The sequence below is a fragment of the Rhodococcus sp. NPDC003322 genome, assembly GCF_053589555.1.
The window spans coordinates 586,976-611,003 of sequence record NZ_JBSFSC010000005.1; the positions used below are offsets into that span (position 1 = coordinate 586,976).

At 69.4% G+C, this 24,028-nt stretch carries 22 protein-coding genes; 11 read left to right on the forward strand and 11 right to left on the reverse strand.

From position 1 onward, the window contains the following. On the reverse strand, positions 1 to 810 hold the full coding sequence (gene thiD / locus ACWDUM_RS22070) for a bifunctional hydroxymethylpyrimidine kinase/phosphomethylpyrimidine kinase (RefSeq protein WP_450135601.1): 810 nt from the start codon (positions 808 to 810) through the stop codon (positions 1 to 3). A gap of 180 nt (positions 811 to 990) precedes the next feature. On the opposite strand from thiD, the gene ACWDUM_RS22075 reads away from it, so the two are divergent. Both ACWDUM_RS22075 and ACWDUM_RS22080 read left to right on the forward strand, forming a co-directional pair. Continuing rightward, on the forward strand, positions 991 to 2,007 hold the full coding sequence (locus ACWDUM_RS22075; RefSeq protein ID WP_450135602.1) for a Rieske 2Fe-2S domain-containing protein: 1,017 nt from the start codon (positions 991 to 993) through the stop codon (positions 2,005 to 2,007). Continuing rightward, entirely contained in the window at positions 2,004 to 2,636 is a 633-nt protein-coding gene (locus tag ACWDUM_RS22080; RefSeq protein WP_450135603.1) for a cysteine hydrolase, read from the forward strand. Before ACWDUM_RS22075 ends, ACWDUM_RS22080 begins: the two co-directional genes overlap by 4 nt. A gap of 81 nt (positions 2,637 to 2,717) precedes the next feature. Here ACWDUM_RS22080 and ACWDUM_RS22085 read toward each other — a convergent pair whose 3' ends face one another. The 5 genes from ACWDUM_RS22085 to ACWDUM_RS22105 form a co-directional block, all read right to left on the reverse strand. Next, positions 2,718 to 3,020 carry a hypothetical protein gene (locus ACWDUM_RS22085; RefSeq protein WP_450116537.1) on the reverse strand — a complete coding sequence of 101 codons (303 nt, stop codon included), beginning with the start codon at positions 3,018 to 3,020 and terminating at the stop codon, positions 2,718 to 2,720. A gap of 55 nt (positions 3,021 to 3,075) precedes the next feature. After that, complete coding sequence (locus ACWDUM_RS22090; RefSeq protein WP_450135604.1) at positions 3,076 to 4,587, reverse strand: class I adenylate-forming enzyme family protein; 1,512 nt, start codon at positions 4,585 to 4,587, stop codon at positions 3,076 to 3,078. Positions 4,588 to 4,597: 10 nt separating this feature from the next. Continuing rightward, positions 4,598 to 6,151: an aldehyde dehydrogenase family protein gene (locus tag ACWDUM_RS22095; RefSeq protein WP_450135605.1), complete on the reverse strand. Its 1,554-nt coding sequence runs from the start codon at positions 6,149 to 6,151 to the stop codon at positions 4,598 to 4,600. Positions 6,152 to 6,162: 11 nt separating this feature from the next. Further along, a complete protein-coding gene (locus ACWDUM_RS22100) occupies positions 6,163 to 6,972 on the reverse strand; it encodes an NAD(P)-dependent oxidoreductase (RefSeq protein WP_450135606.1) in 810 nt (269 codons plus the stop codon). A 143-nt stretch (positions 6,973 to 7,115) separates the two neighbouring features. Then, entirely contained in the window at positions 7,116 to 7,904 is a 789-nt protein-coding gene (locus tag ACWDUM_RS22105) for a TetR/AcrR family transcriptional regulator (protein ID WP_450135607.1), read from the reverse strand. Between the two features lie 165 nt (positions 7,905 to 8,069). Here ACWDUM_RS22105 and ACWDUM_RS22110 point away from each other — a divergent pair, with 165 nt between their 5' ends. From ACWDUM_RS22110 to ACWDUM_RS22145, 8 genes are all read left to right on the forward strand, one after another. After that, on the forward strand, positions 8,070 to 8,936 hold the full coding sequence (locus ACWDUM_RS22110; protein WP_450135608.1) for an enoyl-CoA hydratase: 867 nt from the start codon (positions 8,070 to 8,072) through the stop codon (positions 8,934 to 8,936). A gap of 67 nt (positions 8,937 to 9,003) precedes the next feature. Further along, positions 9,004 to 10,206 (forward strand): amidohydrolase family protein, encoded by a 1,203-nt coding sequence (locus tag ACWDUM_RS22115; protein WP_450116543.1) that lies wholly within the window; start codon positions 9,004 to 9,006, stop codon positions 10,204 to 10,206. 58 nt (positions 10,207 to 10,264) lie between these two features. After that, complete coding sequence (locus ACWDUM_RS22120) at positions 10,265 to 11,935, forward strand: AMP-binding protein (protein ID WP_450135609.1); 1,671 nt, start codon at positions 10,265 to 10,267, stop codon at positions 11,933 to 11,935. Then, positions 11,932 to 12,816: an amidohydrolase family protein gene (locus ACWDUM_RS22125; protein ID WP_450135610.1), complete on the forward strand. Its 885-nt coding sequence runs from the start codon at positions 11,932 to 11,934 to the stop codon at positions 12,814 to 12,816. The genes ACWDUM_RS22120 and ACWDUM_RS22125 overlap by 4 nt, the downstream gene beginning before the upstream one ends. Continuing rightward, positions 12,816 to 13,913 carry an acyl-CoA dehydrogenase family protein gene (locus ACWDUM_RS22130; protein WP_450135611.1) on the forward strand — a complete coding sequence of 366 codons (1,098 nt, stop codon included), beginning with the start codon at positions 12,816 to 12,818 and terminating at the stop codon, positions 13,911 to 13,913. Before ACWDUM_RS22125 ends, ACWDUM_RS22130 begins: the two co-directional genes overlap by 1 nt. 82 nt (positions 13,914 to 13,995) lie before the next feature. Continuing rightward, complete coding sequence (locus ACWDUM_RS22135) at positions 13,996 to 15,165, forward strand: acyl-CoA dehydrogenase family protein (protein ID WP_450135612.1); 1,170 nt, start codon at positions 13,996 to 13,998, stop codon at positions 15,163 to 15,165. A 9-nt stretch (positions 15,166 to 15,174) separates the two neighbouring features. Continuing rightward, positions 15,175 to 15,942 (forward strand): enoyl-CoA hydratase-related protein, encoded by a 768-nt coding sequence (locus ACWDUM_RS22140; RefSeq protein WP_450135613.1) that lies wholly within the window; start codon positions 15,175 to 15,177, stop codon positions 15,940 to 15,942. Between the two features lie 33 nt (positions 15,943 to 15,975). Further along, on the forward strand, positions 15,976 to 16,752 hold the full coding sequence (locus tag ACWDUM_RS22145) for an SDR family NAD(P)-dependent oxidoreductase (protein WP_450135614.1): 777 nt from the start codon (positions 15,976 to 15,978) through the stop codon (positions 16,750 to 16,752). A 9-nt stretch (positions 16,753 to 16,761) separates the two neighbouring features. Here the strand turns inward: ACWDUM_RS22145 and ACWDUM_RS22150 are convergent, their stop codons facing one another. The 4 genes from ACWDUM_RS22150 to ACWDUM_RS22165 form a co-directional block, all read right to left on the reverse strand. After that, positions 16,762 to 18,306: a phospholipase C gene (locus ACWDUM_RS22150; protein WP_450135615.1), complete on the reverse strand. Its 1,545-nt coding sequence runs from the start codon at positions 18,304 to 18,306 to the stop codon at positions 16,762 to 16,764. Between the two features lie 103 nt (positions 18,307 to 18,409). After that, the gene (locus ACWDUM_RS22155; RefSeq protein WP_450135697.1) at positions 18,410 to 19,645 is read right to left on the reverse strand and encodes a cytochrome P450; all 1,236 of its coding nucleotides are present in this window, start codon (positions 19,643 to 19,645) and stop codon (positions 18,410 to 18,412) included. A gap of 44 nt (positions 19,646 to 19,689) precedes the next feature. Further along, positions 19,690 to 20,874, reverse strand: coding sequence for an acyl-CoA dehydrogenase family protein (locus ACWDUM_RS22160; protein ID WP_450135616.1), 1,185 nt, complete (start codon positions 20,872 to 20,874; stop codon positions 19,690 to 19,692). A gap of 131 nt (positions 20,875 to 21,005) precedes the next feature. Then, the gene (locus tag ACWDUM_RS22165) at positions 21,006 to 21,677 is read right to left on the reverse strand and encodes a TetR/AcrR family transcriptional regulator (protein ID WP_450135617.1); all 672 of its coding nucleotides are present in this window, start codon (positions 21,675 to 21,677) and stop codon (positions 21,006 to 21,008) included. Positions 21,678 to 21,972: 295 nt separating this feature from the next. Between ACWDUM_RS22165 and ACWDUM_RS22170 the strand changes: the two genes are divergently transcribed. Next, the gene (locus ACWDUM_RS22170) at positions 21,973 to 23,157 is read left to right on the forward strand and encodes an amidohydrolase family protein (protein WP_450135698.1); all 1,185 of its coding nucleotides are present in this window, start codon (positions 21,973 to 21,975) and stop codon (positions 23,155 to 23,157) included. Between the two features lie 23 nt (positions 23,158 to 23,180). On the opposite strand, the gene ACWDUM_RS22175 is transcribed toward ACWDUM_RS22170, so the two are convergent. Then, positions 23,181 to 23,771: a TetR/AcrR family transcriptional regulator gene (locus ACWDUM_RS22175; protein ID WP_450135618.1), complete on the reverse strand. Its 591-nt coding sequence runs from the start codon at positions 23,769 to 23,771 to the stop codon at positions 23,181 to 23,183. Positions 23,772 to 24,028 lie beyond the last annotated feature (257 nt).

The window sequence follows — 24,028 nt, forward strand, 5'->3', positions numbered from 1 at the left end:
TCAGGCGAGGGCGTCGACGTACGCGCCCTGCCACACCGTGTCGAACGGGGTGCGCGCCGAGACCCGGCCTGTGATTCCGGCGGTGACGAATTCCTTGGCGAACTCGACCGCGGACGCCACCTCGACACCCTTGGCGAGTTCGGCGGTGATCGCGGCGGCGAGCGTGCACCCGGCCCCGGAGACCCGCTCCTGCCCGACCTTGGGGGCCCGCAGGACGGTCACCTCGGTGCCGTCGAAGAGCACGTCGACGGCGTCGTCGCCGGCCAGCTCGACGCCGCCCTTGGCGATCACGTAGCGCGGTCCGAGGTCGTGGATGCGGCGCGCCGCCTCGATGAGTTCGTCGACGGAGCCGATGGCGTCCATACCCGCAAGCGTGCGGGCCTCGAACAGGTTGGGTGTGACGACGGTGGCCAGCGGCAGAATCTGCTCACGCAGTGCAGTGTCGGTGTCGAGGGCTGCACCGGGCTCCTGACCCTTGCAGATCAGGACCGGGTCGAGCACGACGTGCCGCCAGGACTGCCGACGTAAACCGTCCGCGACGACCTCGATGGTGGCCGGGGTGCCGAGCATGCCGATCTTGACGACGTCGAGGTCGTGCGCGGCGGTCGCGGCCTCGATCTGGTCGGCGATGACCTCCGGTGCGATCGGAACGAACCGGTGCGCCCACCCCGCCTTCGGATCGAAGGACACGATGCAGGTGATGGTGCCGACCCCGTAGACACCGAGTTCCTGGAAGGTCTTCAGGTCGACCTGGAGACCCGCTCCGCCGGTGGCTTCCGAACCGGCGATGACATAGGCGAGGTCGACCACGAATGCTCCTTCGAGAACGAGTACGGCTGCGACTGGAGACAACCCGGGGGTCGCAGCGTTCGAGGATAGTCGCGCTCCGTTCTCCCGCAGGCGGGAGGTCCGGCGGCCGCACTCGACATCCCGCTATCGTAAGTATTACCGTATGTCCAACTACAACGATGTCGATCGGGAGGCGTGCGCGTGAAGGTTCCGTTCACCTGGAAGGTCACGGGATGGTTCGTGATCGGGTGGTCCGCCGAGTTCCCCACCGGCGAATCACGGGCTCTGCACTACTTCGGCGAGGACCTGGTCGCCTATCGGGACGAGGCAGGCGATCTGCATGTGATGACGGCCCACTGCAAACACCTGGGTGCTCATCTCGGCCACGGCGGCAAGGTCGTCGGCGACTGCATCGAGTGCCCGTTCCACGGATGGCGCTGGGGCCCGGACGGCTCGAACAAGTACATCCCCTACCAGCCGGACCGCCCCAATCGCACGCAGAAACTGCGCGTGTACCCGGTCGAGGAGCAGCACGGTGTGGTGTTCATGTGGTATCAGCCCCAGGGTGGAGCGCCGCAGTGGAAACTCCCCGACATCTTCACCAAGTTCCCGGAGTTCGAGAGCGGCCCGGACTCGTACTACCGGCCGTTCCCCGAGTTCTCCCGGCGCGCCGAACGGGAGCCGGTGCACCCGCAGGTCGTCGCGGAGAACGGCCCGGACAGTTCGCACTTCCGCTACGTGCACGGCGCGTCGGTGACCCCGGTGTGCCTGGACTGGGCAGCGGTCGACAACGAGTGGCGCTTCCTGACCGGGTGGCCGGATGCCCGCAGTGACGATCCCGACACGATGGCGTTGCGCATTCACAGCCACTTCTCCGGGCTGGGATTCGCGATGAGCGTCTTCGAGGGCGCCCAGAACCACCGGCTCATCTTCGCGTGCACACCCGTCGACGACGAGGTGTCCGATCTCTTCTACTCGATCTGGTGGCCACGCGTTCCCGGCGACGTCTCCGACGTTCCCCCCGAGGAGGTGCGCGCCGAGGTGGAGCGGCGGTTCCTGGTCACCGTGTTCGAGGACCTCGACATCTGGCGGTACCAGGTCTACGTGGAGAAGCCGCCACTGGCCGCCGTTGACGCCAAGCCCTATCGGGCCATGCGGGAGTGGGCCAAGCAGTTCTACGAGGTGGAACCCGAGCCCGCCGTGGCGAGCGCCCCGTGAGCCCGGCGCGCCCGGGCGTGACGGATCTGGTCACACCGGGCCACACCGCACTGGTCACGCAGGAGTGCCAGTGCGCGGTGGTCGGCCCGGACGCCGGCCTGCCCGCCCTCGCGGTGGAGGCCCGCCGGGAGGCCCTGCCGAACATCGCCCGCCTGCTGCCCGCGGCACGGGCCGCGGGCGTGCAGGTGGTGCACTGTCTGGTGCAGCGCCGGGCCGACGGCCGCGGTTCCAACACCAACGCGGCCCTTTTCGACATCGGGCGGGCGGGGGTCGACATCGAGCCGGGCGGCGCGGGAGCGTCGCTGCTCCCCGAGTTCGGCCCCGATCCGAGCGATCTCGTGCTCACCAGGACGCACGGTCTCGGCCCGATGGGCGGGACCGATCTCGACGCGGTCCTGCGCAACCTCGGGGTGTCGACGATCGTGGCGGTGGGGGTGTCCCTCAACGTCGCGATCCCGAACCTGGTGATGGACGCGGTGAATGCCGCCTATCGGGTCGTGGTGCCTCGTGACGCGGTCGCGGGTGTTCCGGCCGACTACGGGCACGCGGTTCTCGACAACACCCTGGCGGTGCTCGCGACACTCACGACGACCGACGATCTGGTGCGCACCTGGCGGGGCGGTTCCTGACCGGTGCGGCGGCGCGCCACGCGAGCGCCGAGACATCGCCGCGGATGCACCCGGCGGCCGGGGCATCCGCGGCGGCGCTCGTCAGTCGCTCGCCGGCAGCGCCTTCGCCGCCTTCAACTGCATCGGCGTCTCACCGACCGTGAGCGTGCCGTCACCCGGCTTCGTCACCAGGACCTCCGCCCCGGACTCGTCGACGTAGCGCTTGCCGAGGGCGTTGCCGGCGCGCAGGTGCTCGTCGATCGTCGCGCCGGCCGTCTTCGCCTCGCCGACCGCGACCATCGGGCTCCCACCGCACCGCAGGTCGTCGAACCGGTCCGTCGACCTGATCACGATCACCTGGGTGTCACAGACCTGGCTCTCGAATCGGGTACCGCTCTTGATCATCTCTCGCCTCCTGTGGTCATCTCTCGTGGTTCCGGGATGTGGTGCTTCCGCGGGCTCAGACCGGGGTCACGTCCGGCTCGGCCGAGCGCAACTCGTCGACCAGGGCACGGCGCAACACCTTTCCGGTGTCGGTGGTGGGCAACTCGGCGCGGAAGACCACCCGGTCCGGGGTGCGTGATCCCCGCAGTCGCTCGCGAACCCAGGTGCGCAGGGCCTCGGTGTCGGGTTCGACCGGCCCGGCGGGGACCACCACCGCGACGATGATCTGCCCCCACTGCTCGTCGTCGAGGCCGAGAACGGTGACGTCGCGGACGTCCGGGTGGTCGACGAGGACGTTCTCGATCTCGGCCGGTGCGATGTTCTCGCCGCCGCGGATGATCGTGTCGTCGGCGCGGCCGACGACATACAGGTACCCGTCCGCGTCCACTCTGGCGTGATCCCGGGTCGGGAACCAACCGTCCGCGTCGAGGACGGAGCCGATGCCCGTGTAGCGGCCCGACACCTGGGATCCTCGGACGAACAGTTCCCCCACCTCGCCGGCGCCGAGCACGGTTCCGTTCTCGGCCCGGATCTGCAGTTCCACACCGGGAACCGCGCGGCCCACCGATCCGAGGCGGGCGGCCAACGCGGGATCGGATCCCGCACTGCGGTGGTCGTCCGGTGTCAGAACCGCGATGGTCGACGACGTCTCGGTCAGTCCGTATGCGTTGACGAGCCCGACCTCGGGCAGCAGGTCCATCGTGCGACGCACCAGTGGCAACGGCACCCGGGATCCGCCGTACGCGAGGGTCCGCAGCGACGGCAACCCCGTGGGATCGTGCTCGAGTGCGGTGACGATGCGGTCGAGCATGGTGGGGACGACGGTTGCGCTGGTGACCTGCTCGCCTCGGACCAGCCGGACCCAGTCCGCTGCGTCGAATCGCCTCTGGTACACCATGGTTCGGCCGGCGTAGAGGTTCGACAGCGAGGCCCCGACACCCGCGATGTGGTACGGCGGGACGCAGATGAGCGCAGCGTCGCCGGGTTCGGCGGAAGCGAAGTCGACCGTACCCATGACGTAGCTGGTGAGGTTGCTGTGACTGAGTTCGACCGCCTTGGGCTGCGAGGTGGTGCCGGAGGTGAACAGCACGACCGCGGGCCGCTCCGGATCGACCGGCACCGCCTCGGCATTCGGCGCGTCGGCGGCCCTCGTGGCAGCGAGGAATTCGTCGGTGTCGATGATTCGCGCGTCAACGCCACCGAGGACCTCGCGGTACTCGCGGTCGGCGACGACCAGCGGCGAGGGCAGACGTTCGATCAGTTCGCACAGTCCGCGCTCGCCGAGCCGGTAGTTCAGCGGGGTCAGGGCGAGGCCGGCGCGCGCGGCCGCGAACAGCAGCACCGGAAGCACCGTTCCGCCGGTGCCGACGTGCACGACGTGCCGCACACCGGTGGACGCGATCAGCGCCGCGCCGCGGTCGGCCATCGCGTTCAGTTCCGCGACAGTCGTGCGGTCGCCGTCGCTGGACACCGCAATCCGGCCGGGATCCAGGTCGGCGGACATCTCGAGGAGCAACGAAATACTCACGGGCACAACCTCACTGCAGATGGTCGGTGAACACGGTGGAGTCACCGCGCCCGGCGGGGCGGATGGTGCGGCGGGCCCGAGCGAGCCGCCAGGCGACGCGCAGTCGCGCCGTCCACACCGCGGCTGATGCCCCGGAGCGCATGGCCCGGCCGAACGGCGGGACGGCGCTTCCGGTGGTCACCATGAACGGCAGATCGCTGGCGACGACGGTCCGGTGGTGGGTGAAGGTGTCGAACCCGGCCTTGCCGTGGTAGGCGCCCATGCCACTGTTGCCGACCCCACCGAAGGGCGCGCCGGCCGGCACCATCTGCAGGCCGAACTCGTTGCGCGCGACGCCGCCGCTGCGAGTCCGGTCCACGAAGCGCCGGAACTCGGTTCCGTCCGGACCGAACCAGTAGGCGACGAGGGGTGCAGGCCGGGCGTTGACATGGGCGATCGTCTCGTCGACGGAACGGTACGGCAGCACCACCAGCACCGGGCCGAAGACCTCCTCGTGGGCGATGGCCATCGAGTCGTCCACGCCGCGCACGATGGTGGGCGCGATCTTGCGTCGGTCACGGTCCGGCAGCACCTCACCGGCCGGAGCGGCGGTGTCCACGCGCGCCCCTCGTGCGCGGGCGTCCTCGACGAGTCCGATGACACGGTCGAAGTTCGCGATGTTCACGCTGGCGGGGTACTCGTCGTTGTCGACGACCGTGGGGAACACCTCGCCGAAGGTGCGCAGTGCCTCCGCGACGAACGCGTCGACGGCAGCTTCCGGCACCAGGACGTAGTCGGGGCAGATGCACACCTGTCCGCCGTTGACCATGCGCGCCCGCGCGATTCGGGAGGCGGATCGGGTGATGTCCGCGTCCGGCGCGACGACGACCGGGTTCTTTCCGCCCAGTTCCAGGGTGACGGGGACCAGGTTCTCGGCGGCCGCCCGCTGCACCAGCCGGCCCACCCGAGGAGAGCCGGTGAAGAAGAGGTGGTCGAAGGGCAGGGCCGCGAACTCGGCCGCCACCCGCGCGTCGCCGGTGACCACGGCGAGCTCGGAGTCGTCGAAGTAGCGCGGCGCCAGGGAGGCGAACAGTTCCGCGGTGTGTTCGGTGACCTCGGACATCTTGATCATCACCCGGTTGCCTGCGGCCAGCGCGGCCGCGGCGGGCAGCACCACCAGGTGCAGCGGGAAGTTCCAGGAACCAACGATGCCGACCACGCCGAGCGGGGTGGGCCGGACCCGGGCCCGCAGCCCGACCGGGCCTGCGGCCCGCATGTGCGTCTCGTCGCGCATCCACCGCGGCAGGTGGGAGCGGGTGTGTTCGATCACCGACAGCATCCCGATGATCTCGGTGAACAGCGTCCCGGTCCGTGACCGGCTGCCGAAGTCGGCGACCAGGGCCTCGACGAAGGCGTCCGCGTTGTCGAGGACGAGGGCGACCAGCCGGTCCATGCGGTGGCGGCGCACCGCGAGTGTGGGCGGACCTTCGGCCAGGAAGGCGCCCCGCTGACGTTCGAGGATCGGGCGCAGAGTGGTGGCACCGTCGCGTTCTGCGGTGACGGTCCGTTTGTCGGTGGTGGTCATGATTCCGCCGATCAGGAGAGGGACAGCGGACCGTCGGCAACGACGGTCCGCAACCAGCCGAGCTCCACTCCTGCGTCGTCGGCGGCGTCCACGCAGGCCGCGACGTCCTTTCGCAGGAATGGGCCGGCGACCTTGCCGAACTTCTCCAGGCTGCCGAGCAGCCGGACCGAGGAGGATGCATGGCTGCGTCCGCTGCAGACGGTGAGCGCGTCGAGGAACGCCGCGTCCTCGACGCCCAGTCGCGCGCCGAGATCGAGTGCGGCCGCGACGAGTTGGGCGTTTCCGGCGAAGAGCAGGTTGTTGACGAGCTTGAGGGACAGTGCGGTGCCGAGGCCGCCGGTGTGGATGACGTTGCTGCTGTAGGCCTCGAGTACCTTCTGGGCGCGCTCGGCGGCCGCGGTGTCCCCGCCGAGAAGGACCGTCAACCGGCCCTCCGCGATGTCCTCGGCGGAACCGCTGATCGGGCCGTCGAGCAGGACCGGACCGTCCGGATGCTGCGCCGCCAGCCCGGTCACCGTGCCGATGTTGCCGGTGGTGTGGGACACCACCACCGCACCCGGTTCGGCATTGGCGAGAATCCCGTCGGGCCCGCCTGCCACGTCCAGGAGTTGCTCGTCGGAGAAGAGGCAGGCGATGACGATGTCACTGCGCCGGGCCAACTCTGCCGGGCTGTCGACAAGCGCCACACCGCGAGCACCGAGCCGTTCCCGCACCTCCGGTCGCCGCGCGTAGAGGTTCACCTCGTGCCCCGCATCCAGGAGCCGAACAACCATCGGCTCCCCCATCTGACCTGCTCCGACGAAACCGATCGTCTCCGCCACCGCTGCTCCCCTCACTGCTCCGGCCGTGGCTGTCCACCACGGCAACAGTCGGCACCACCCCTCGCGCCCAGATGCCGAATTACTTACCGTAAGCCAGACCGTAACAGACCGGGAGGCGGCGCGGAACGGTTCACCGGACTGGCTCAGGCGCGCACACCCACCCGACCCCGAACCGGCCCGCTCGGCGCCCCCTGCGCACCGAGCAGACCGGCAGCACGGTCGAGGATGCAGACGAGTCCGTACTCGAAGTTCCGATCGTCCGGCGCGGCGCCGGTCCGCCCCTGCGCCGCAGCTTCGGCGAGCAGCGGTGTGCCCTCCGGCGTGATGTCGAGATCGTCGTAGTACGCGTGCGAGTCGGGGTCCGCCTCCTTCGCCTTGTCGCCGAGCCGGGTGAGCACGACCGAACCGCGCACGTGCAACTGGACCGCCGCGACGGTGTCGAAGGCGTCCGCCAGCGACAGGCCGGCGTCGACCAGATCGGCGACGATCGTCTCGATGTAGCGGGCACCCAGCTGGCCGTGGACGGGACTGAGCGTCGAGCGGATCAGGATCAGGTCGATCAGGATCGGGTTCGCCAGGAAGGTGGCGCGCATGCCGCGAGCGAAGCCGGTCAGCACCCGACGCCAGCCCCCCACGTCGGAGGCCGCACCATCGCCGGCCAGAGCCGGGGCCACACTCAGGTACTGACGGACGGCCCGCTCGGTCATCGCGTTGAGAAGGTCGTCCTTCTTGCGGAAGTACCAGTAGATGCTGGTCACCCCGACGCCGAGGTGCTTGCCCAGCATCGGCATGCTCAGGTTGTCGATCGACACCCGCTCGGCGAGCTCGAACGCGCCCGCGATGATGTCGTCCGGGTCGATCGAACCCCGTTCCCGGCGTTGCCTTTTCGGCGGCCGGCTCTGCCGCGCCGACCCGGAATCACGCTTGACCATACTCTTCACACCTCCGCCGCGCCGTCGTGTCCGGCACGTAACATGCAGTTACCGTAAACCATACGGCATAACCTTCGGCACAATCTCGGGGGACGCGTCGACACCCCTCCCCGAGGCCGCCGGAATTGCTTGCGGAATGCTCTACCGATAGGTATACAGTAGGGCATGGCCGAACGAGCTGGGAATACCCCGCGCCAGGGCGCGGGAGACGGCGACGCGGTGCTCTACGACCGCACGGACGGCGGCGTCGCGGTGTTGACCCTGAACCGGCCCGAGCGCCTCAATTCCTGGGGACGCGACATCGCCGCCGCGTTCTACGCCGCCGTCGACCGGGCCGAGGCCGATCCCGACGTCCGCGTGCTCCTGGTCACCGGGAAGGGCCGCGCGTTCTGCGCGGGCGCCGACATGGGGTCGTCCACCGACATCGGCGACGCGTTCGAGTCGGACGCACCGGTCGACGTCACGGCCCTGATGGGCGACCGGCCCCCGCACTTCCTGACCTCGGTACACAAGCCGGTGGTGGCCGCGATCAACGGCCCGTGCGTGGGCATCGGCCTGACCTACGCGCTGATGTGCGACGTCCGGTTCGCCGCCGACGGGGCCAAGTTCGCCGCCCCGTTCGCCAGGCGCGGACTGATCGCCGAGCACGGCATCGCCTGGATACTCCCCCGGCTCGCCGGATGGGGCGTCGCACTGGACCTACTGCTCAGCGGACGCACCTTCCTCGCCCGCGAGGCAGCCGACCTCGGCCTTGTCGCGGCGGTGCTCCCGCCCGAGGATCTGTTCGACCACGCCCTCCGGTACTGCGAGGACATGGCCGCGAACTGTTCGCCCGCCTCCCTGCGGTGGATCAAGGACCAGGCATACGCGGTGACTTCCGGTGACGCGGAGGACGCGACCACCCGCGCCGCCGAACTGATGGCCGAGTCGCTGACCCGTCCCGACGTGATCGAGGGCGTGACCGCGTTCCTCGCCAAACGGCCCCCGGCGTTCCCGCCCCTGGATGTCCGGAAGGCGCGGGCCGGGCGGTGATCCCGCACTGCCCGCCCCACCCACACGACCAGAAGACACACGACGTGCCGAACCGAAGGAGGAGACCGTGACCGCACTCGACTACCGCGCGATCGACGTCGACAACCACTACTACGAGCCCATCGACGCGTTCACCCGCCACCTCGACCGGAAGTTCACCCGGCGTGGCGTGCAGATGCTGAAGGAGGGCAAGCACACCGTCGCGGTGATCGGGGACCGCGTCAATCGTTTCATCCCGAACCCGACCTTCGATCCGATCATCGTCCCGGGCTGCCTCGACCCGTTCTTCCGCGGCGAGATCCCCGACGGCATGGACCGGTCGACGATGATGCAGGTCGAGGAACTCGAACTGCGACCCGAGTACCAGAACCGCGACGCCCGCGTGAACGTCCTCGACAAGCAGGACATCGAGACGGTGTTCATGTTCCCGACCTTCGGCTGCGGGGTCGAGCAGGCCCTGCGCCACGACATCGACGCCACCATGGCATCGCTGCACGCCTTCAACCTCTGGCTCGACGAGGACTGGGGCTTCGACCGGGCCGACCACCGGGTGTACACGGCGCCGATGATCTCGCTCGCCGACCCGGTCGCCGCGCTCGCCGAGGTCGACTCGGTGATCGCGAAGGGCGCACGCCTGGTGCACATCCGGCCGGCCCCCGTGCCCGGTGCGAGCAAACCACGCTCGCTCGGCCACCCGTCCCACGACCCGGTCTGGGCACGCCTGGCGGAGGCCGGTGTCCCGGTCGCCTTCCACCTCGGCGACAGCGGCTACCTCAAACTGTCGGCGATGTGGGGCGGCAAGGAGAACTTCGAGGGCTTCGGCACGGTGGACCCCTTCGACAAGATCGTCACCGACGACCGTGCCATCCACGACACCATCGCGTCGCTGATCGTCCACGGCGTCTTCAACCGGCACCCGAACCTGCGGGTGGCGAGCATCGAGAACGGCTCGGAGTGGGTGCATCGCCTCGCCAAGCGGCTGACCAAGCTGGCGAACCAGTATCCGAAGTCCTTCCCCAACGACCCGGTCGAGCAGCTCCGCCATCACGTCTGGGTCGCGCCGTACTACGAGGAGGACGTCAATGCCCTCGCCGACCGCATCGGGGTGGACCGGATCCTGTTCGGTTCGGACTGGCCGCACGGTGAGGGTCTGGAGAACCCGACCTCGTACGTCGGCGATCTGGCCGGACTCGACGACGCCGCGATCCGGAAAGTGATGCGCGACAACGCCGTCGAGTACCTCGGTCTTCCCGTCCGCAGCGCCGCGTAGCCGCCGTGCACCCCAATCGAGCGCCCCTCACGACAGTCGGCGGGAAGGGCGGACCACGGTGACCGAATGGACGCTGGGCGACATCCTCGATGTCGTCGCCGATGCGGTTCCGGACCGGACGATGACGGTCTGCGGCGGCCGCCGCAGCACCTTCGCGGAGGTCCGGGATCGCACCCGACGGCTGGGGAATTTCCTGGCCGACCAGGGGTTCGGCCGGCACGACGGCCCCGATACCGGGAACAGCGAGACCCCGAACGACGCGGCCCCGAACAACTGGGAGTGCGCCCAGGACCGGATCGCCCTGGTCATGCGCAACGACCTCTATCCGGACGTGATGATCGGATGCCTCAAGGCCCGGGTGGTTCCGGTGAACGTGAACCGGCACTACACGGCGGGCGAGATCCGGGATCTGCTCGAGTACGTGGGCCCACGCGGCATCGTCTACCACCGCTCGCTCGGCGGCTCGCTGCGGGAGGCCGTCGACGCGGTGCGTCCGGACCTGCTCGTCGCCGTCGACGACGGCAGCGTCGACGAACTCCTGCCGGGTTCGATCACCCTCGACGAGGCCCTCGCCCTCGGCGATCCGGACCGGGTGATCCCCACCAGCCCGGACGACCTGGTGATGATGTGCACCGGCGGAACGACCGGACGGCCGAAGGGCGTGTTGTGGAGACAGAGTGACATGTACGTCGCGGCCATGTCCGGAGACGACCACTCGGCACAGACGCTGCGCGACATCGCCACCTCGGGTGGCCAGGTGTGGTTCGCGGTCTCGCCCCTGCTGCACGCCGCCGGTGTGTGGACCGCGCTCGCCGGGGTCCTGGGCGGCCAGACGGTCGTCCTCTACGACGACCGGGAACCCTTCGACGCCCGCACGGTGCTCGAGACGATCGAGCGCGAGCGGGTGTTCCTGATGACGATGGTCGGGGACGCCTACGCGGGTCCCCTGGTGGAGCAGATGCGTTCCGGCCGGTACGACCTGACGTCACTGTTCGCGATCGGAACCGGCGGGGCCGCCACCAATCCGGTCCACAAGCAGGCGATCATCGACCACCTGCCGCAGGTGACCGTCATCGACGGATACGGATCCTCGGAGACCGGCGGGCTCGGGTTCGGCAACACCGGCCAGGCGTCGCGGGCCGAGACGTTCCTGCCCAGGCCCGGCGGCACCGTGGTGTCGAAGGACCGCCGCCGTTTCCTCGCCCCTGGCGAGGACGAGATCGGCTGGGCGGCCCGGACCGGACGCATTCCGCTCGGCTACTACGGGGATCGCGAGGCCACCGAGCGCACCTTCCCCGTGATCGACGGCCGGCGCGTCGCGGTGCCGGGCGACCGCGCGACGCTGGACGCCGACGGCACGATCCGGCTGATCGGACGCGATTCCCTGGTGATCAACACCGGCGGCGAGAAGGTGTTCGTGGAGGAGGTCGAGGAGGTCCTGCGCACCCATCCCGAGGTCGCCGACGCACTGGTGGTCGGCCGCCCGAGCGTGCGATGGGGGCAGGAGGTCGTCGCCCTGGTGCAGCGTGCGCCGGGTGGCGGGGTCGACGACACCGACCTGCGAGCGCAGTGCAGGACCCGCCTCGCCGCCTACAAGGTACCGAAGGCCGTGTTCTTCGTCGATGCGGTCGGCAGGCTCGGCAACGGGAAGCCGGACTATCGGTGGGCCCGGGACACCGTTGCCGCCATGACCGATGAATCCACCTCTCTCACAACGGAGATCGCATGAGCCACGCGAGCGGAGATCGCCCCGGGCACCGTGTCATCGACTGCCTCGTGAACGTCCACTTCGGTGAGACCGAGCAGCAGCCGGGCTGGATGGTCGCGGTGCGGGACAACTACTTCAAGGGCCCCAAGTCGATGTTCGCCCCGGTCGACCTTGCCGAACTGATCGACGAGATGGACGAGCAGGGCGTGCAGCGCGCCATCCTGATGGACTCGCTGACCAAGCCGTCGACCACGGCACGCAAGTTCGTCGAGGCACACCCGGACCGGTTCGCCCTGGCGCTGGGGGGCCCCAATCTGCTCCGCCCGGTCCCAACGCTGCGCGAGCTGGCCGCGGTGGCGGCCGATCTCCCGGTGGCCTACGCCGCTGTCGGACCGAGCTTCTGGGGCGACGGACAGTACCCGCCGAGCGACGCGGTCTACTACCCGCTGTACGCGAAATGCGCCGAACTCGGACTGCCGCTCTGCATCAACACCGGCATCCCGGGCCCGCCGATCCCGGGCGAGGTGCAGAACCCGATCCACCTGGACCGGGTGTGCGTGCGGTTCCCCGAACTGAAGCTGTGCATGATCCACGGCGCCGATCCCTGGTGGGACGTCGCGATCCGGCTCCTGATCAAGTATCCGAACCTGCGGCTGATGACCTCCGCCTGGTCACCCAAGCGGCTGCCGGAGTCGTTGCTGCACTTCATGCGCAGCCGGGGCGCGGGCAAGGTCATCTTCGGGTCGGACTGGCCGGTCCTGCCGATGCGCCGGGTGATCCCGGAGGCCGCGGCACTCGACCTTCCGGACGAGGTGCGCGACCGCTACCTGTACGAGAACGCCCACGAATTCTTCTTCGACCAGCACGCGCCGGCAGGCGCGCACGACACAGGAGTGAAGTGATGGACCGGTACGAATTGCGCCGTGAGGACTACAGCCTCACGTCGGACCACACCGACCTGCAGGCCGCATACGTGAAGTTCTTCCAGACGTACAGCCCGATCGAGGTGGTCCGCGCGGCCGAGGCCACCGGGTTCGACAAGGGCCTGTGGGAACGACTGGCCGGCACCGGCGCCATGTCGATGGCGGTTCCGGAGTCCGCGGGCGGCGACGGCGCCACCCTGGTCGACCTGACGCTGGTCGCCGAGGAGATCGGGCGCAGCCTCGCGCCGGTTCCGTGGACCGACCACGTCACCGCGACCCGGCTGCTGGCCCGTCTCGGCGACGGCTCGCTCCTCTCGGCGGAGGCCGTGGGCGGCGCCGAACCGGTGGCGCTCGACGTGAGTGCCACCGGAGCACCGGGCCCACGGCTGGTGCCGGCGGGCGCGGTCGCCGACCACGTGGTCACCCTCGACGGTGACCAGGTGGTCCGCCTCGGTTTCGCGACGCGACCGGCACACGTGGACAACCTCGGCCGGCTGCCGCTCGCCTGGGTCGATCCCGCCGACGCCACCACCCGGGAGGTCGTCGCAGCCGGCCCCGAGGCCGTGCGGGCCTTCGAACGTGCCGTCGACGAATGGCGGTTGCTCACCGCGTCGGCCCTGGTCGGCCTCGTCGAGCAGACGATGCGGATCGCCGCCGAGTTCGCCACCACCCGCTACACCTTCGGGGTCCCGATCTCGACGTTGCAGGGCATCTCGCATCCCCTCGCAAACATGGCGATCACCGTCGAGGGCGGCCGAAACCTGGTCCGCAAGGCCGCCTGGTACCTCGAGTACGAGCCACGGGTGCGCCCCGAACTGGCGGCAGCGGCCTTCGTGTTCATGACCGACGAGGCCAGTCGCGCGGCCACGATGGCCGTGCACGTCCAGGGCGGTCTCGGCGTGTCGACGGAGTCGGCCGCGACCTCCTACCTGGTGCGGGCGCGCGGGTGGACCCTCGCCGGCGGCGATCCCGCCGCCGCGGCCCGCCGCGTCGCCGAACTCGTCGTCGCTCGCGACGGTGCCGAACCCGTCGCTCGCGACGGTGCCGAACTCGTCGCTCGCGACGGTGCGGCGTAGCGCCCGACCGATCCTCGGGCCGCCGAACCACTCCCCCGAATCACTCCCCCGAATCACTCCCCCGAATCACCAAGGACGACAGATGGATTTCTCACGGGTCGAGCTGTCCAAGGAACATCACGACTTCCTCGAGGAGGTCCGCTCGTTCCTCGCGACACACGTGACCGACGAGGTGCGCCGCCGCGACCGCGAGACCGGCGACAACTTCGACGAGGGCGTGCACCTGGCGATGGGCGCCGCGGGCTACCTCGAGCGCGAGTACCGCTCGGAGACCGAGGGCGGTTTCGACCGGATCCAGCGCCGGATCTGGGAACAGGAGAAGCGGCGCGTGCACGTGCCGTGGGTGACCTGGGGTACGACCTCGATCGTGGCGCGGTCGGTGGAGCGATTCGGCGGCCCGGAACTGCGCGAGGAGGTGCTGCCCGGCGTCTTCAGCGGCCACGTGCGCCTGTGCCTGGGCTACACCGAACCCGAAGGCGGCTCGGACGTCGCGACCTGCAAGACCCGCGCCGTCCGGGACCGCGACAGCTGGGTGATCAACGGCTCCAAGATGTTCACCACCGGCGCGCACAACAGCCGGTACGTCTTCCTCATCACCAACACCGACCCGGACGCGCGCAAGCACAAGAGCCTGACCATGTTCCTGGTCCCGCTGGACACCCCGGGCATCGAGATCCAGGGCCTGCGCACCGTCGACGGTGACCGCACCAACATCACCTACTACAGCGACATCCGGGTCGACGACAGGTATCGGCTCGGCGAGGTCAACGAGGGCTGGGCCGTGCTGCGCGGCCCGCTGGACACCGAGCACGGCGTCGTCGACGCCGACACCGACGGACTGCAGGACGTGTCGATCCTCCAGCACCAGGGCCTGGAGATGGCGGCGGTCGTGGACCGCGCCGCGGGTCTGCTGGGCCTGCCCGATCCGGCGGGCCGCCGGGGCCTCGACGACAGCTCGGTCGCCCAGCGGTTCGGCCGATCCGCCGCCCGCGTCGAGGCCGCGCTCGCGACTCCGAACATGTACGGCCGGGTGGCACTGGCCCAGGCGATGCGGGACGTGGCCCCGGACCTGATGGACGTGCTCGGCACCGCGGCACTGCTGCCGATCGACGCCGAGGGTGCCGCCGACGCCGGCGGCGCCGAGCACCTCTACCGCTGGGCGCCGCTGTGCGGCATCTACGGCGGCACGCTCGAGGTCTTCCGGAACATGATCGCCCAGCACGCGCTCGGCCTCGGTCGAGCGCACTACTGAGGATCGCCGATGAGCGTCCGGGTGCAGCGCGACGGGTCGGTGCTGGTGGTCACGCTCGACCGCCCCGACCGGCACAACGCCCTCGACTCGGCGACGGTGACCGGCCTGGGCCTGGCGCTGGCCGCCGCGGAGTCCGACGACGCCGTGGCGGCCGTCGTGCTCACGGGAGCCGGCGAACGCACCTTCTGTTCCGGTCTGGACCTCGAGGAGTTCGCCCGGACCCGTTCGGCGCCGCGGGCCACCGACGGCCCGGGCCTGGCGACGCTGCTGAACCGGACGTACCCGAAGCCGCTGATCGCCGCCGCCAACGGCAGCGCCTTCGCCGCGGGCCTCGAGCTCCTGCTCGCCTGCGACCTGGTGGTCGCCGCCGAGCACGCCGAGTTCGGGATCCCCGAGGTCCGGCGCGGCCTCGTCGCCGCGGGCGGCGGCATCGTCCACCTGGCCCGTCGGCTGCCCCTGGCGATCGCCCTGGAGATGGGGCTGACCGGCGCCTCGCTCGACGCCGCCCGCGCCTGCGCGCTCGGACTGGTGAACCGCGTGGTGCCGGCCGCCGAGGTCGGCGCGGAGGCTCTCCGGTTGGCGCGCGCGGTCGCCGCGAACGCGCCGCTCGCGGTCCGGTTCACCAAGGAACACATGTACGGCGCCCTCGACAGCACCCCGGACGAGGCGCGGCGGGCGATCCAGCAGGGTCTGACCGCGATCGTGTCGAGCGCCGACGCCGCGGAGGGCGCCCGCGCGTTCGCCGAGCGGCGCCCGCCCGTCTGGGCGGGCCGATGATCACCTGCACCAGCGTCGAAAGGTCCTGAACCAGTGAAGAGCCCGTTGGACATGTTCGATCTCACCGGCCGGGTCGCGCTGGTGACCGGATCGACGCGCGGCTTGGGCCGAGCGATCGTCGAGGGATTCGCCGGCGCCGGGGCGTCGGTGGTGGTGAGCGGCCGTGACCAGGAGCGGTGCGACGAGGCCGCCGCGGCGGTCCGGGACGCCACCGGGGCCGCGGCGTTCGGTGTGGCCTGGCATGCGGGAGACTGGGACGGCGGGCAGGACGTGGTCGACCGGATCGTCGACCGGTTCGGCCGGATCGACGTGCTGGTGAACAACGCGGGCATCAACCCGGCCGGTCAGAGCGCCGCCGACGTGTCGCTTCCGTTGTGGCGCAAGGTGTTCAGCGTCAACGTCGAAGGTCCCCTGCGGATGAGCCAGTGCGTCGCGCCGGTGATGCGGGAGGGCGGCGGGGGCAGCATCGTGAACATCGCCTCGATGTCGGCCTACGCCTCGGACTCCACGTCCGTCGCGTACGGCGCCTCGAAGGCCGCTCTCAAGCACCTGACCGTGACGATGTCGCGCGAGTGGGCACCCTGGCGGGTCCGGGTGAATCTGCTCAGCCCCGGGCCGTTCGCGACCGACATGATGCGCGGCGCCGAACGGCACAAGCCCGGCTTCATCGCATCGATCGCCCGGTCGATCCCCCAGGACCGGGTCGCCGACGTCTCCGAGATCGTCGGTCCCGCGCTGTACCTGGCGAGCGACGCGTCGTCCTATGTCACCGGCGACGACATCATGGTCAGCGGCGGCATGCGCAAGTGACGTCGGGCCCTAGGTCGTGACCGGGCCGGACGGCGCAGGGCGCGTGCCGGGTTCCTGGGTCGGTATCCGGTTCGGCGGCACCGGGTAGGGAAACCCCTTGCCGAAGCTGCCTGCCGCCATGTTCGGCCCGCACTGCGCGATCGCGTTCTGCGCTCCGGGACGCGGGTCGGCCAGCGCCGGCTTGCCCACGTCCGGCGGGGCGGCGAAGTTGAAAGCCGAGGTCATGTCGCCGACGGTGGCGCGCCGCCAGGGCGTGAGGTTCGGTACCGGCGCACCGAACCGTGTCTCCAGCAGCCGCAACTGGGAGGTGTGGTCGAACACCTCCGAGGCGATCAGCCCGCCACGGCTGTACGGCGACACGACCAGTGCGGGAACGCGATAGCCCAGCCCGATCGGTCCCGCGACGCCATTCGCTGATGACACGGAATCCAGTGGAACGGTCAGGAACTCCCCGGGCGTCCCCGGCGGGGGCGTCGGCGGCGTGACGTGATCGAAGAAGCCGCCGTGCTCGTCGTACGAGATGATCAGTGCGGTCTTCGCCCAGACGTCCGGGTTCGACGTGAGGATGTCCAGCAGTTCCACGAACCCGGCGGCGCCGAATGCCGGCGGCAGTGCCGGATGCTCACAGTTGAGCAGGGACGGAATCACCCACGACACCGCGGGCAGGGTTCCGGCCGCCACATCGGCTCGGAAGTCGTGCGGATAGGTGGGTGCGATGCCTTTCCGCGCCAGTGCGGAATTGGGGTCCCGAGCCTGCGTGAAGCAGCCCATCATCCCGTCCAGCGCGACCGAGGAGGCCGGGCCGAGGTCCCTGTTGTTGTAGATCTTCCAGCTCACGCCGGCCTCTTCGAGGCTCTCCGGGTACGTCTTCCACGAGTAGACGAACTTCGGGATCACCGTCGGTGTCTCCACGAGCGGTCCACCGGCCAGCCCGTCCGGATCGATGGTTCCGCTCATCCAGTACAGCCGATTGGGGTCGGTCGGGCCGAGAACGGAGCAGTGGTAGTTGTCGCACAGCGTGAACGCGTCGGCGAGTTGGTGGTGGATGGGAATGTCGGCCCTGGTGTAGTGGCCCATCGCCGCCGCGGCGTTGCCGACCCCAACCGAGGCGATGGACATCGGCATCCACCGGTCGTTGGCTCCGTTGTTCCACGCCTGGTGCGTGCCCGCCCACGAGTGGTCGGGATCGTTGATGCACTCGCCGTCCAGGGACGTGCCCCGTGTCGTGTCGAGACGGAACGGATTGACGAATCCGTTCGGGTCCTCGCCGCGTCCGGGCGAGTAGCCGTACTGATTCCACGCCGCCGACGGTTCGTCGAATCCCCGTCCGCCCGAGAGGGTGCCGAAGTAGTGGTCGTACGAGCGGTTCTCCTGCATGAGCAGGACGAAGTGTTCGATGTCGTTCAGCGATCCGCGGCCGCCGCCGGACAGGTCGTGGGCCTTCGCGATGATGGGTCCGGCCCACGAGCTGAGCATCGCGACCGAACCCACGGCGGTCGCCCTGGCGAGGAATTCGCGACGGGTCAGACCAGCGAACGGGCTTCCGTGCACCATGTCGAGATGCTCGCACGCGCAGTCGCGGCCCGCAAACCGAAGAGCCGGAAACTTCTTTGGCGCGCAAAGGGTTCGGTCCGAACAGTCCGATTCGGGCCGGCCCTCAACGGAGAGTGAACCTTGTCGGGAGATGCTTGAGGCCGCCGACGAAGGTGGTCGAGGTCAGCTCGGGCTCCCCGGTCAGCTCGATGTCGTCGAGGCGGGGCAGCAGTTCGGTGAAGAAGCTCGCAATCTCCATCCGGGCCAGTGCGGCTCCGAGGCAGAAGTGCACGCCGAATCCGAAGGCCACATGCTTGTTCGGCCTCCTGGTGATGTCGAACCGGAACGGGTTGGTGAAGATCTCCTCGTCCCGGTTGGCGGACGCGTAGGACAGGAGCACCGACTCACCGGCCGCGATGGGCACGCCACGTACCTCGGTGTCCGCGGACGCGGTTCGCATGAATGCCTTGACCGGCGTGACCCACCGGATCATCTCCTCCACGGCGGACGACATGAGTCCAGGTTCTGCCTGCAGTAGCCGGCGCTGGTCGGGATGGTCGATCAGGGCACGCATGCCACCGGAGATGGTCGAGCTGGTTGTGTCGTGGCCGGCGGTGGCGATGATCGCGTAATAGGACACGATGTCGATGTCGCCCAGCAGTTCGCCGTCGATCTTCGCGTTGGCGATGGTGGAGGCCAGGTCCGAGGTCGGCGTCTCGCGCCGGGACGCCGTGAGTGCGGTGAAGTACGCGAACATGTCCAGCAGCCCGGCCATCTGCTCCTCGGGGCTCGCGCTGCGCTGCATCTCCGCGTCCTCCGAGCCGACGAGCTCCTGGGTGAGCTTCAGCATCCGGGGGAAGTCGTCCTCGGGCAGACCGAGCAGCGACATGATCACGTACAGCGGGTAGTTGACCGCGATCTCCTGCACGAAGTCGCATTCGCCGCCGGTGTCGCGCAGCCGGTCGACGTGGATCCGCGCGAGTTCGTCCACCCGGACCTTCATCTCGCGCAGCGCCTTCGGAGTGAACCAGTCGGCGGCGACGGCACGCATCAGTCGGTGCTCGGGGTCGTCCATGTGGATCAGCGTCCGGATCTGCGCCTGTTCCTGCAGTTCGTCCTGCTCGGCGCGCATCAGCACCGGCCGGGGTGAGTTGGTGAACAGCTCGTTGGCCCGTTCGACCGCCATCACGTCGTCGTGCTTGGTGATCGCGTGGAAAGGCCGGTAGGCGGGCGCCTCGACCCGTGCAACGGGGTCGTGGGCGCGCAGGTACGCAAGTGCCCGGTGCAGTCGGTCCTCGTCCGCGTACGCGGTGGGGTCGGCGACGGTCAGTGCGGCCGACAGCCCCTCCGCGGCGTTCACTTCTTCCGCCGGCGACGCGACGGGATCGTTGGTGGTCGGCGTGCTCACTGTCGGCTCCCTGGGAATGTGGCGCGTCCGAGTCCGAGGACGTGCTGGGCGATCATGTTCCGGAACACGTCGACGGTCCCGCCGTAGATGCCGACCAGCGGCGCCCAGCGGTACAGGTGTTCGGTGGCTCCGTCATCGGCGGCGCCGTCCGCGCCCGAGGTCAGTGCGGCCGCCGGGCCGAGGGCGTCCATCAGCTCGGGGACGCTCTCACGCATGGTTTGCGCGATCGCGACCCGGCCGAAGATGCCGGGTGTGCTCAGTGCGGCCTCGATCCGCGCGTGGGCCCGGCCGAGGCGCGCGGCGGTCGCCGCGTCGTCCAGCGGCCGGTGACCGTCCGGACCGGGGCGGGACGCGACACCAACGGCACCGTCGGCGGCCGCAGCCATCCTCACCCCGAAGTTGGTCATGGTGGTGATGTCGGACAGTCCGGGCGAGTCGGCCTCCGCCGCACCGTGTTCCGCCGCGAGCGGCCCCATCAGTACCTGCCACCCACCGTCCACCTCTCCTAGGCGGTACCGGTCGGCGAGCCGGATGCCCTCGTAGAAGGTGATGTTGGTGCGTTCGCCGTCGACGGTGCGCAGGCCGTCGACACGGAGACCCGGTGTGTCCGTGGGCACCAGGAACATCGTCAGGTTCCGGTGCCTGCGCCCGTCGGGATTCGTGTTGGTCAGCAGGAAGATGTACCGGCTGTTCTGCGCGCCGGTGGTGAACATCTTCTGTCCCGTGATCACCCAGTCGTCGCCGTCCCGGACTGCGCGGGTACGGACCGTCGCAATGTCGGAGCCGCCCTCGGGCTCGGTGTATCCCATCGCGAACAGGATCTCTCCGGCGTAGACACCGGAGAGGACCTCGTCGAGCAGTTCGGGAGATCCGAACTGACGCACCGCTTGCAGGATCATGACGGTCGCGCCCCAGTTCTCCATGGGCAGGTGGGCGCGGCGCCGTTCGAGATCCCAGATTCGACGTCGGATCTGCGGGTATCCGCCCTCACCCGGGCTCAGGGTCTCGGGTTCGAGCCAGCCCTGTGCGCCGAGCGCACGGTGCACCTCCTCGATGTGGCCGTCGCCGGTCGCGAGTTCGGCGTGTAACCGTTCCTCGGTCACGTGCGCGGAGAGGAACGCGCGCGCCCGATCACGGAACTCGCGATCGGGCGGTGCCAGGTCGACCAGGGAGAAGTCCATACTGCTCCGTCCACGTCCGACGCCGCCGAGGCATGGATTGGGCTCGTGAAACTACGGCGTTTTCTTACAGTGAGCCTTACCGTACCGCTCTCCGGTCATGCCGACAAGACGCGGCCACCGATCGTGCTCCCTCAGCTCGACTCGACGGAACCGCTTGCATTCCAGTCCATCCCGGCAGGGACCGCCATCCGGTGGATCATTTCGACGACCAGGTCGACCATCTCCCCTGCCGCGACCGCGACCGTCTGCGAGGCCGCCGCATACCAGGCCCGATCGAGCAGGCCCAGGGCCGCAACCCCGACCACCTCGGGTGAGTGCACCGCCTCCGCCGAGTTCGCGGAACTGCCCAGCAGCGCCTGCCCGAGAATCCACGCCACCCGGGTCTGCATGCGGGTGTTGCCGATCCGGAAGTCGTCGTCGTCCGGCGCGGAGACCGTGGCCGACATCGCGAAGGCGCCGTGCCGATCCATGTACGCGAAGTACGCCTCGACGAATCGGCGAACATCCTCGATCCGACGCGGTTCGGGGAAGTCGTTCCACAGGGCGAGGACCGCGCGCAGGTCCCGGTACGCATTGTCGCCGAGCACCCCGAAGATCTCGCGCTTGTCCTTGAAGTAGGTGTAGAAGCCGGCGCGGGAGATCCCGCACGCATCGGTGATCGCACCCACGGCCGTGCCGGCGTAGCCGCGTTCGAGGAACAGCTGACGGCCGGCGTCGAGGATGGCCGCCCGGGTGCGCTCGGCCCTGCCCCCAGGCTCGGACATACCGGGCTCGGGCATGCCGGATCCGATGGCGTGACTCATGACCGAAGCATACTTGACAGAAGTGTCAAAACACTGGGTTCAGTGTTGTCTTTGACTGAAAATCAGCTTGTCACAGCCGTTGACAGTTGTGTCAAGTCATGTCAGCCTGAGGGGGCGGACACGGCCACGCCCCGCGTCCCCGAGCACCTTTCGAAACTCCGGATCCCACACCCCACACGTCACGCAAACCGACGTGTCGCACAGGAGAATTCCGTTGACCCAGATCCCCACTCCGTCCCAGTCCGCCGGTCCGTCCCAGTTCACTGCGGCGCCGATCTTCGACGCAGACCAGCACATGTACGAGACCGCGGAGTCGCTGACCAGGTACCTGCCAGAGCGCTACTCGCAGGCCGTGCAGTTCGTGACCGTCGGCCGCCACACCCGCATCGCCATAAACGGCCGGATCACGGACTTCATCCCGAATCCGACCTTCGACCGCGTCGCCGCCCCCGGCGCTCACGAGAAGTTCTTCGCCGGCGAGAACGTCGAGGGCCTGACGTTGCGCGAGATGCAGGGCAAGGCGATCGAGGCACCCGCGGCAACCCGCAATCCGGAGGACCGGCTCGCCGAGCTCGACCGGCAGGGCGTCCGGGAGGCCCTCGTCTACCCCACCCTGGCCAGCCTTGTCGAACACTCGGCCGCCGACGATCCCGAGCTCACCGTCGCGATCATCCACGCGCTCAACCGCTGGATGCTCGAGCACTGGACCTACGCCTACCGCGACCGCGTCTTCAGCACACCGATCATCAACTGCTCCGAGGTGGACGCCGCCCGACGTGAACTGGCGTTCGTGCTCGAGAACGGTGCGCGTGCGGTGCTGATCAAGCCGGCTCCGGTCAAGGGTCTGCACGGCTGGCGCTCTCCCGCGCTGCCCGAGTTCGACCCGTTCTGGCGCGAGGTGGAGGAGGCGGGACTGCCCGTCGTGCTGCACGCCAGCCAGCCCCCGCTCACCGAGTACGTGAACATGTGGGAACCCCCGCACACGACGAACTTCATGGCGATGAGCGCCTTCCGCTGGCTCGCCCTGGGCCACCGCGAGATCTCGGACATGATCGGCAGCCTGATCTGCCACGGCACCCTCACCCGGTTCCCGAAGCTGCGCGTCGCCAGTGTCGAGAACGGCAGTTCCTGGATCCATCCGCTGTTCCACGATCTCGAGGATCTGACCCGCAAGATGCCGCAGAACTTCGAGGAGAACCCACTGGAGGTCTTCCGCCGGAACATCTGGGTGAGCCCGTTCTGGGAGGGCTCGGTGTCCGACGTCGTCGACACGGTCGGCTGGGACCGAGTGCTCTTCGGATCGGACTACCCGCACCCCGAGGGCCTTCCGGAGCCGAAGGGCTACTGGAGGTACGCCGAGGGCATGGACGAGCGCCGGACCTACGACTTCATGGGCGACAACGCCCGGCGCTTCATGGGTCTGCCGATCGCCAATCCCGATCCCGGGGCCGTGCGTCCGCCCGCCGTTGCCGCGCACTGACCCGAACCCCGCCGGGGGCCCGCTCAGGGCGGCGCGTCGGAGCTACCGGCAGAGGCTCCGTCCGAGCAGATCCGGACCCCGGCCAGGATCCAGCCGATGGTCATCGCCAGGTTGCCCGCCATCCCGGCCGCCTCCTCGGAGACCTCGGGCGCCGGGTCGCGCATCGCGCGCACCTCGACGATCGCGTGGTTGACCGTGACGTTGGCGAGCGAGCGGCAGCACTCGACCGCGATGTCCCGCGGAATTCCTTCACGCAGAGCCACTTTGACGAGCTCGTTGACATAGTCCACGATGACACGCCGGTCGGCGAAGGTCATCAGCTCGGTCAGGAAGGGGTGTTCGCGCAGTGTCTCCCGCAGGGCCAGGCACCACTGCAGCGCCGTCTCGTCCCAGCTCTCGCACTGGCGGAACTCGAAGGTCAACTGCGAGAAGTGCCGGGCGACCAACGCGCGGATCAGCGCGTCCCGGTTCCCGACCTGCTGGTACAGGGTGCGGGTGGAGATCCTCAGGTCCGCGGCGAGACGGCGGATGCCGAGGGCGTCGACACCCTCGGCGTCGAGCAGTTCGAGAGCCCGGTCGAGAATCGCCTCCGCCGGGATCAGCGGTTTCGCCATCGCTCGGTTATACCGCACGTGGCGACGCCGGCGGCCCCCGTCCAGCGTCCGCCTCTCCGAATCACCCTTCACGACAACCGATCCGGACCGTGTCCGCCAGAGGCCACCCTTGTGCCCGCGTCGCGGCCCTGGTACAACCACGGTAAAACCACACCGTTTTCTCAATCCCGAACCCGCCGGAACACCGTGCCACCGGATCGACGGGATCCGCGTGTCACCGGCCACCGGCACCGCCGGATCACACCGTGGTCCGCTCC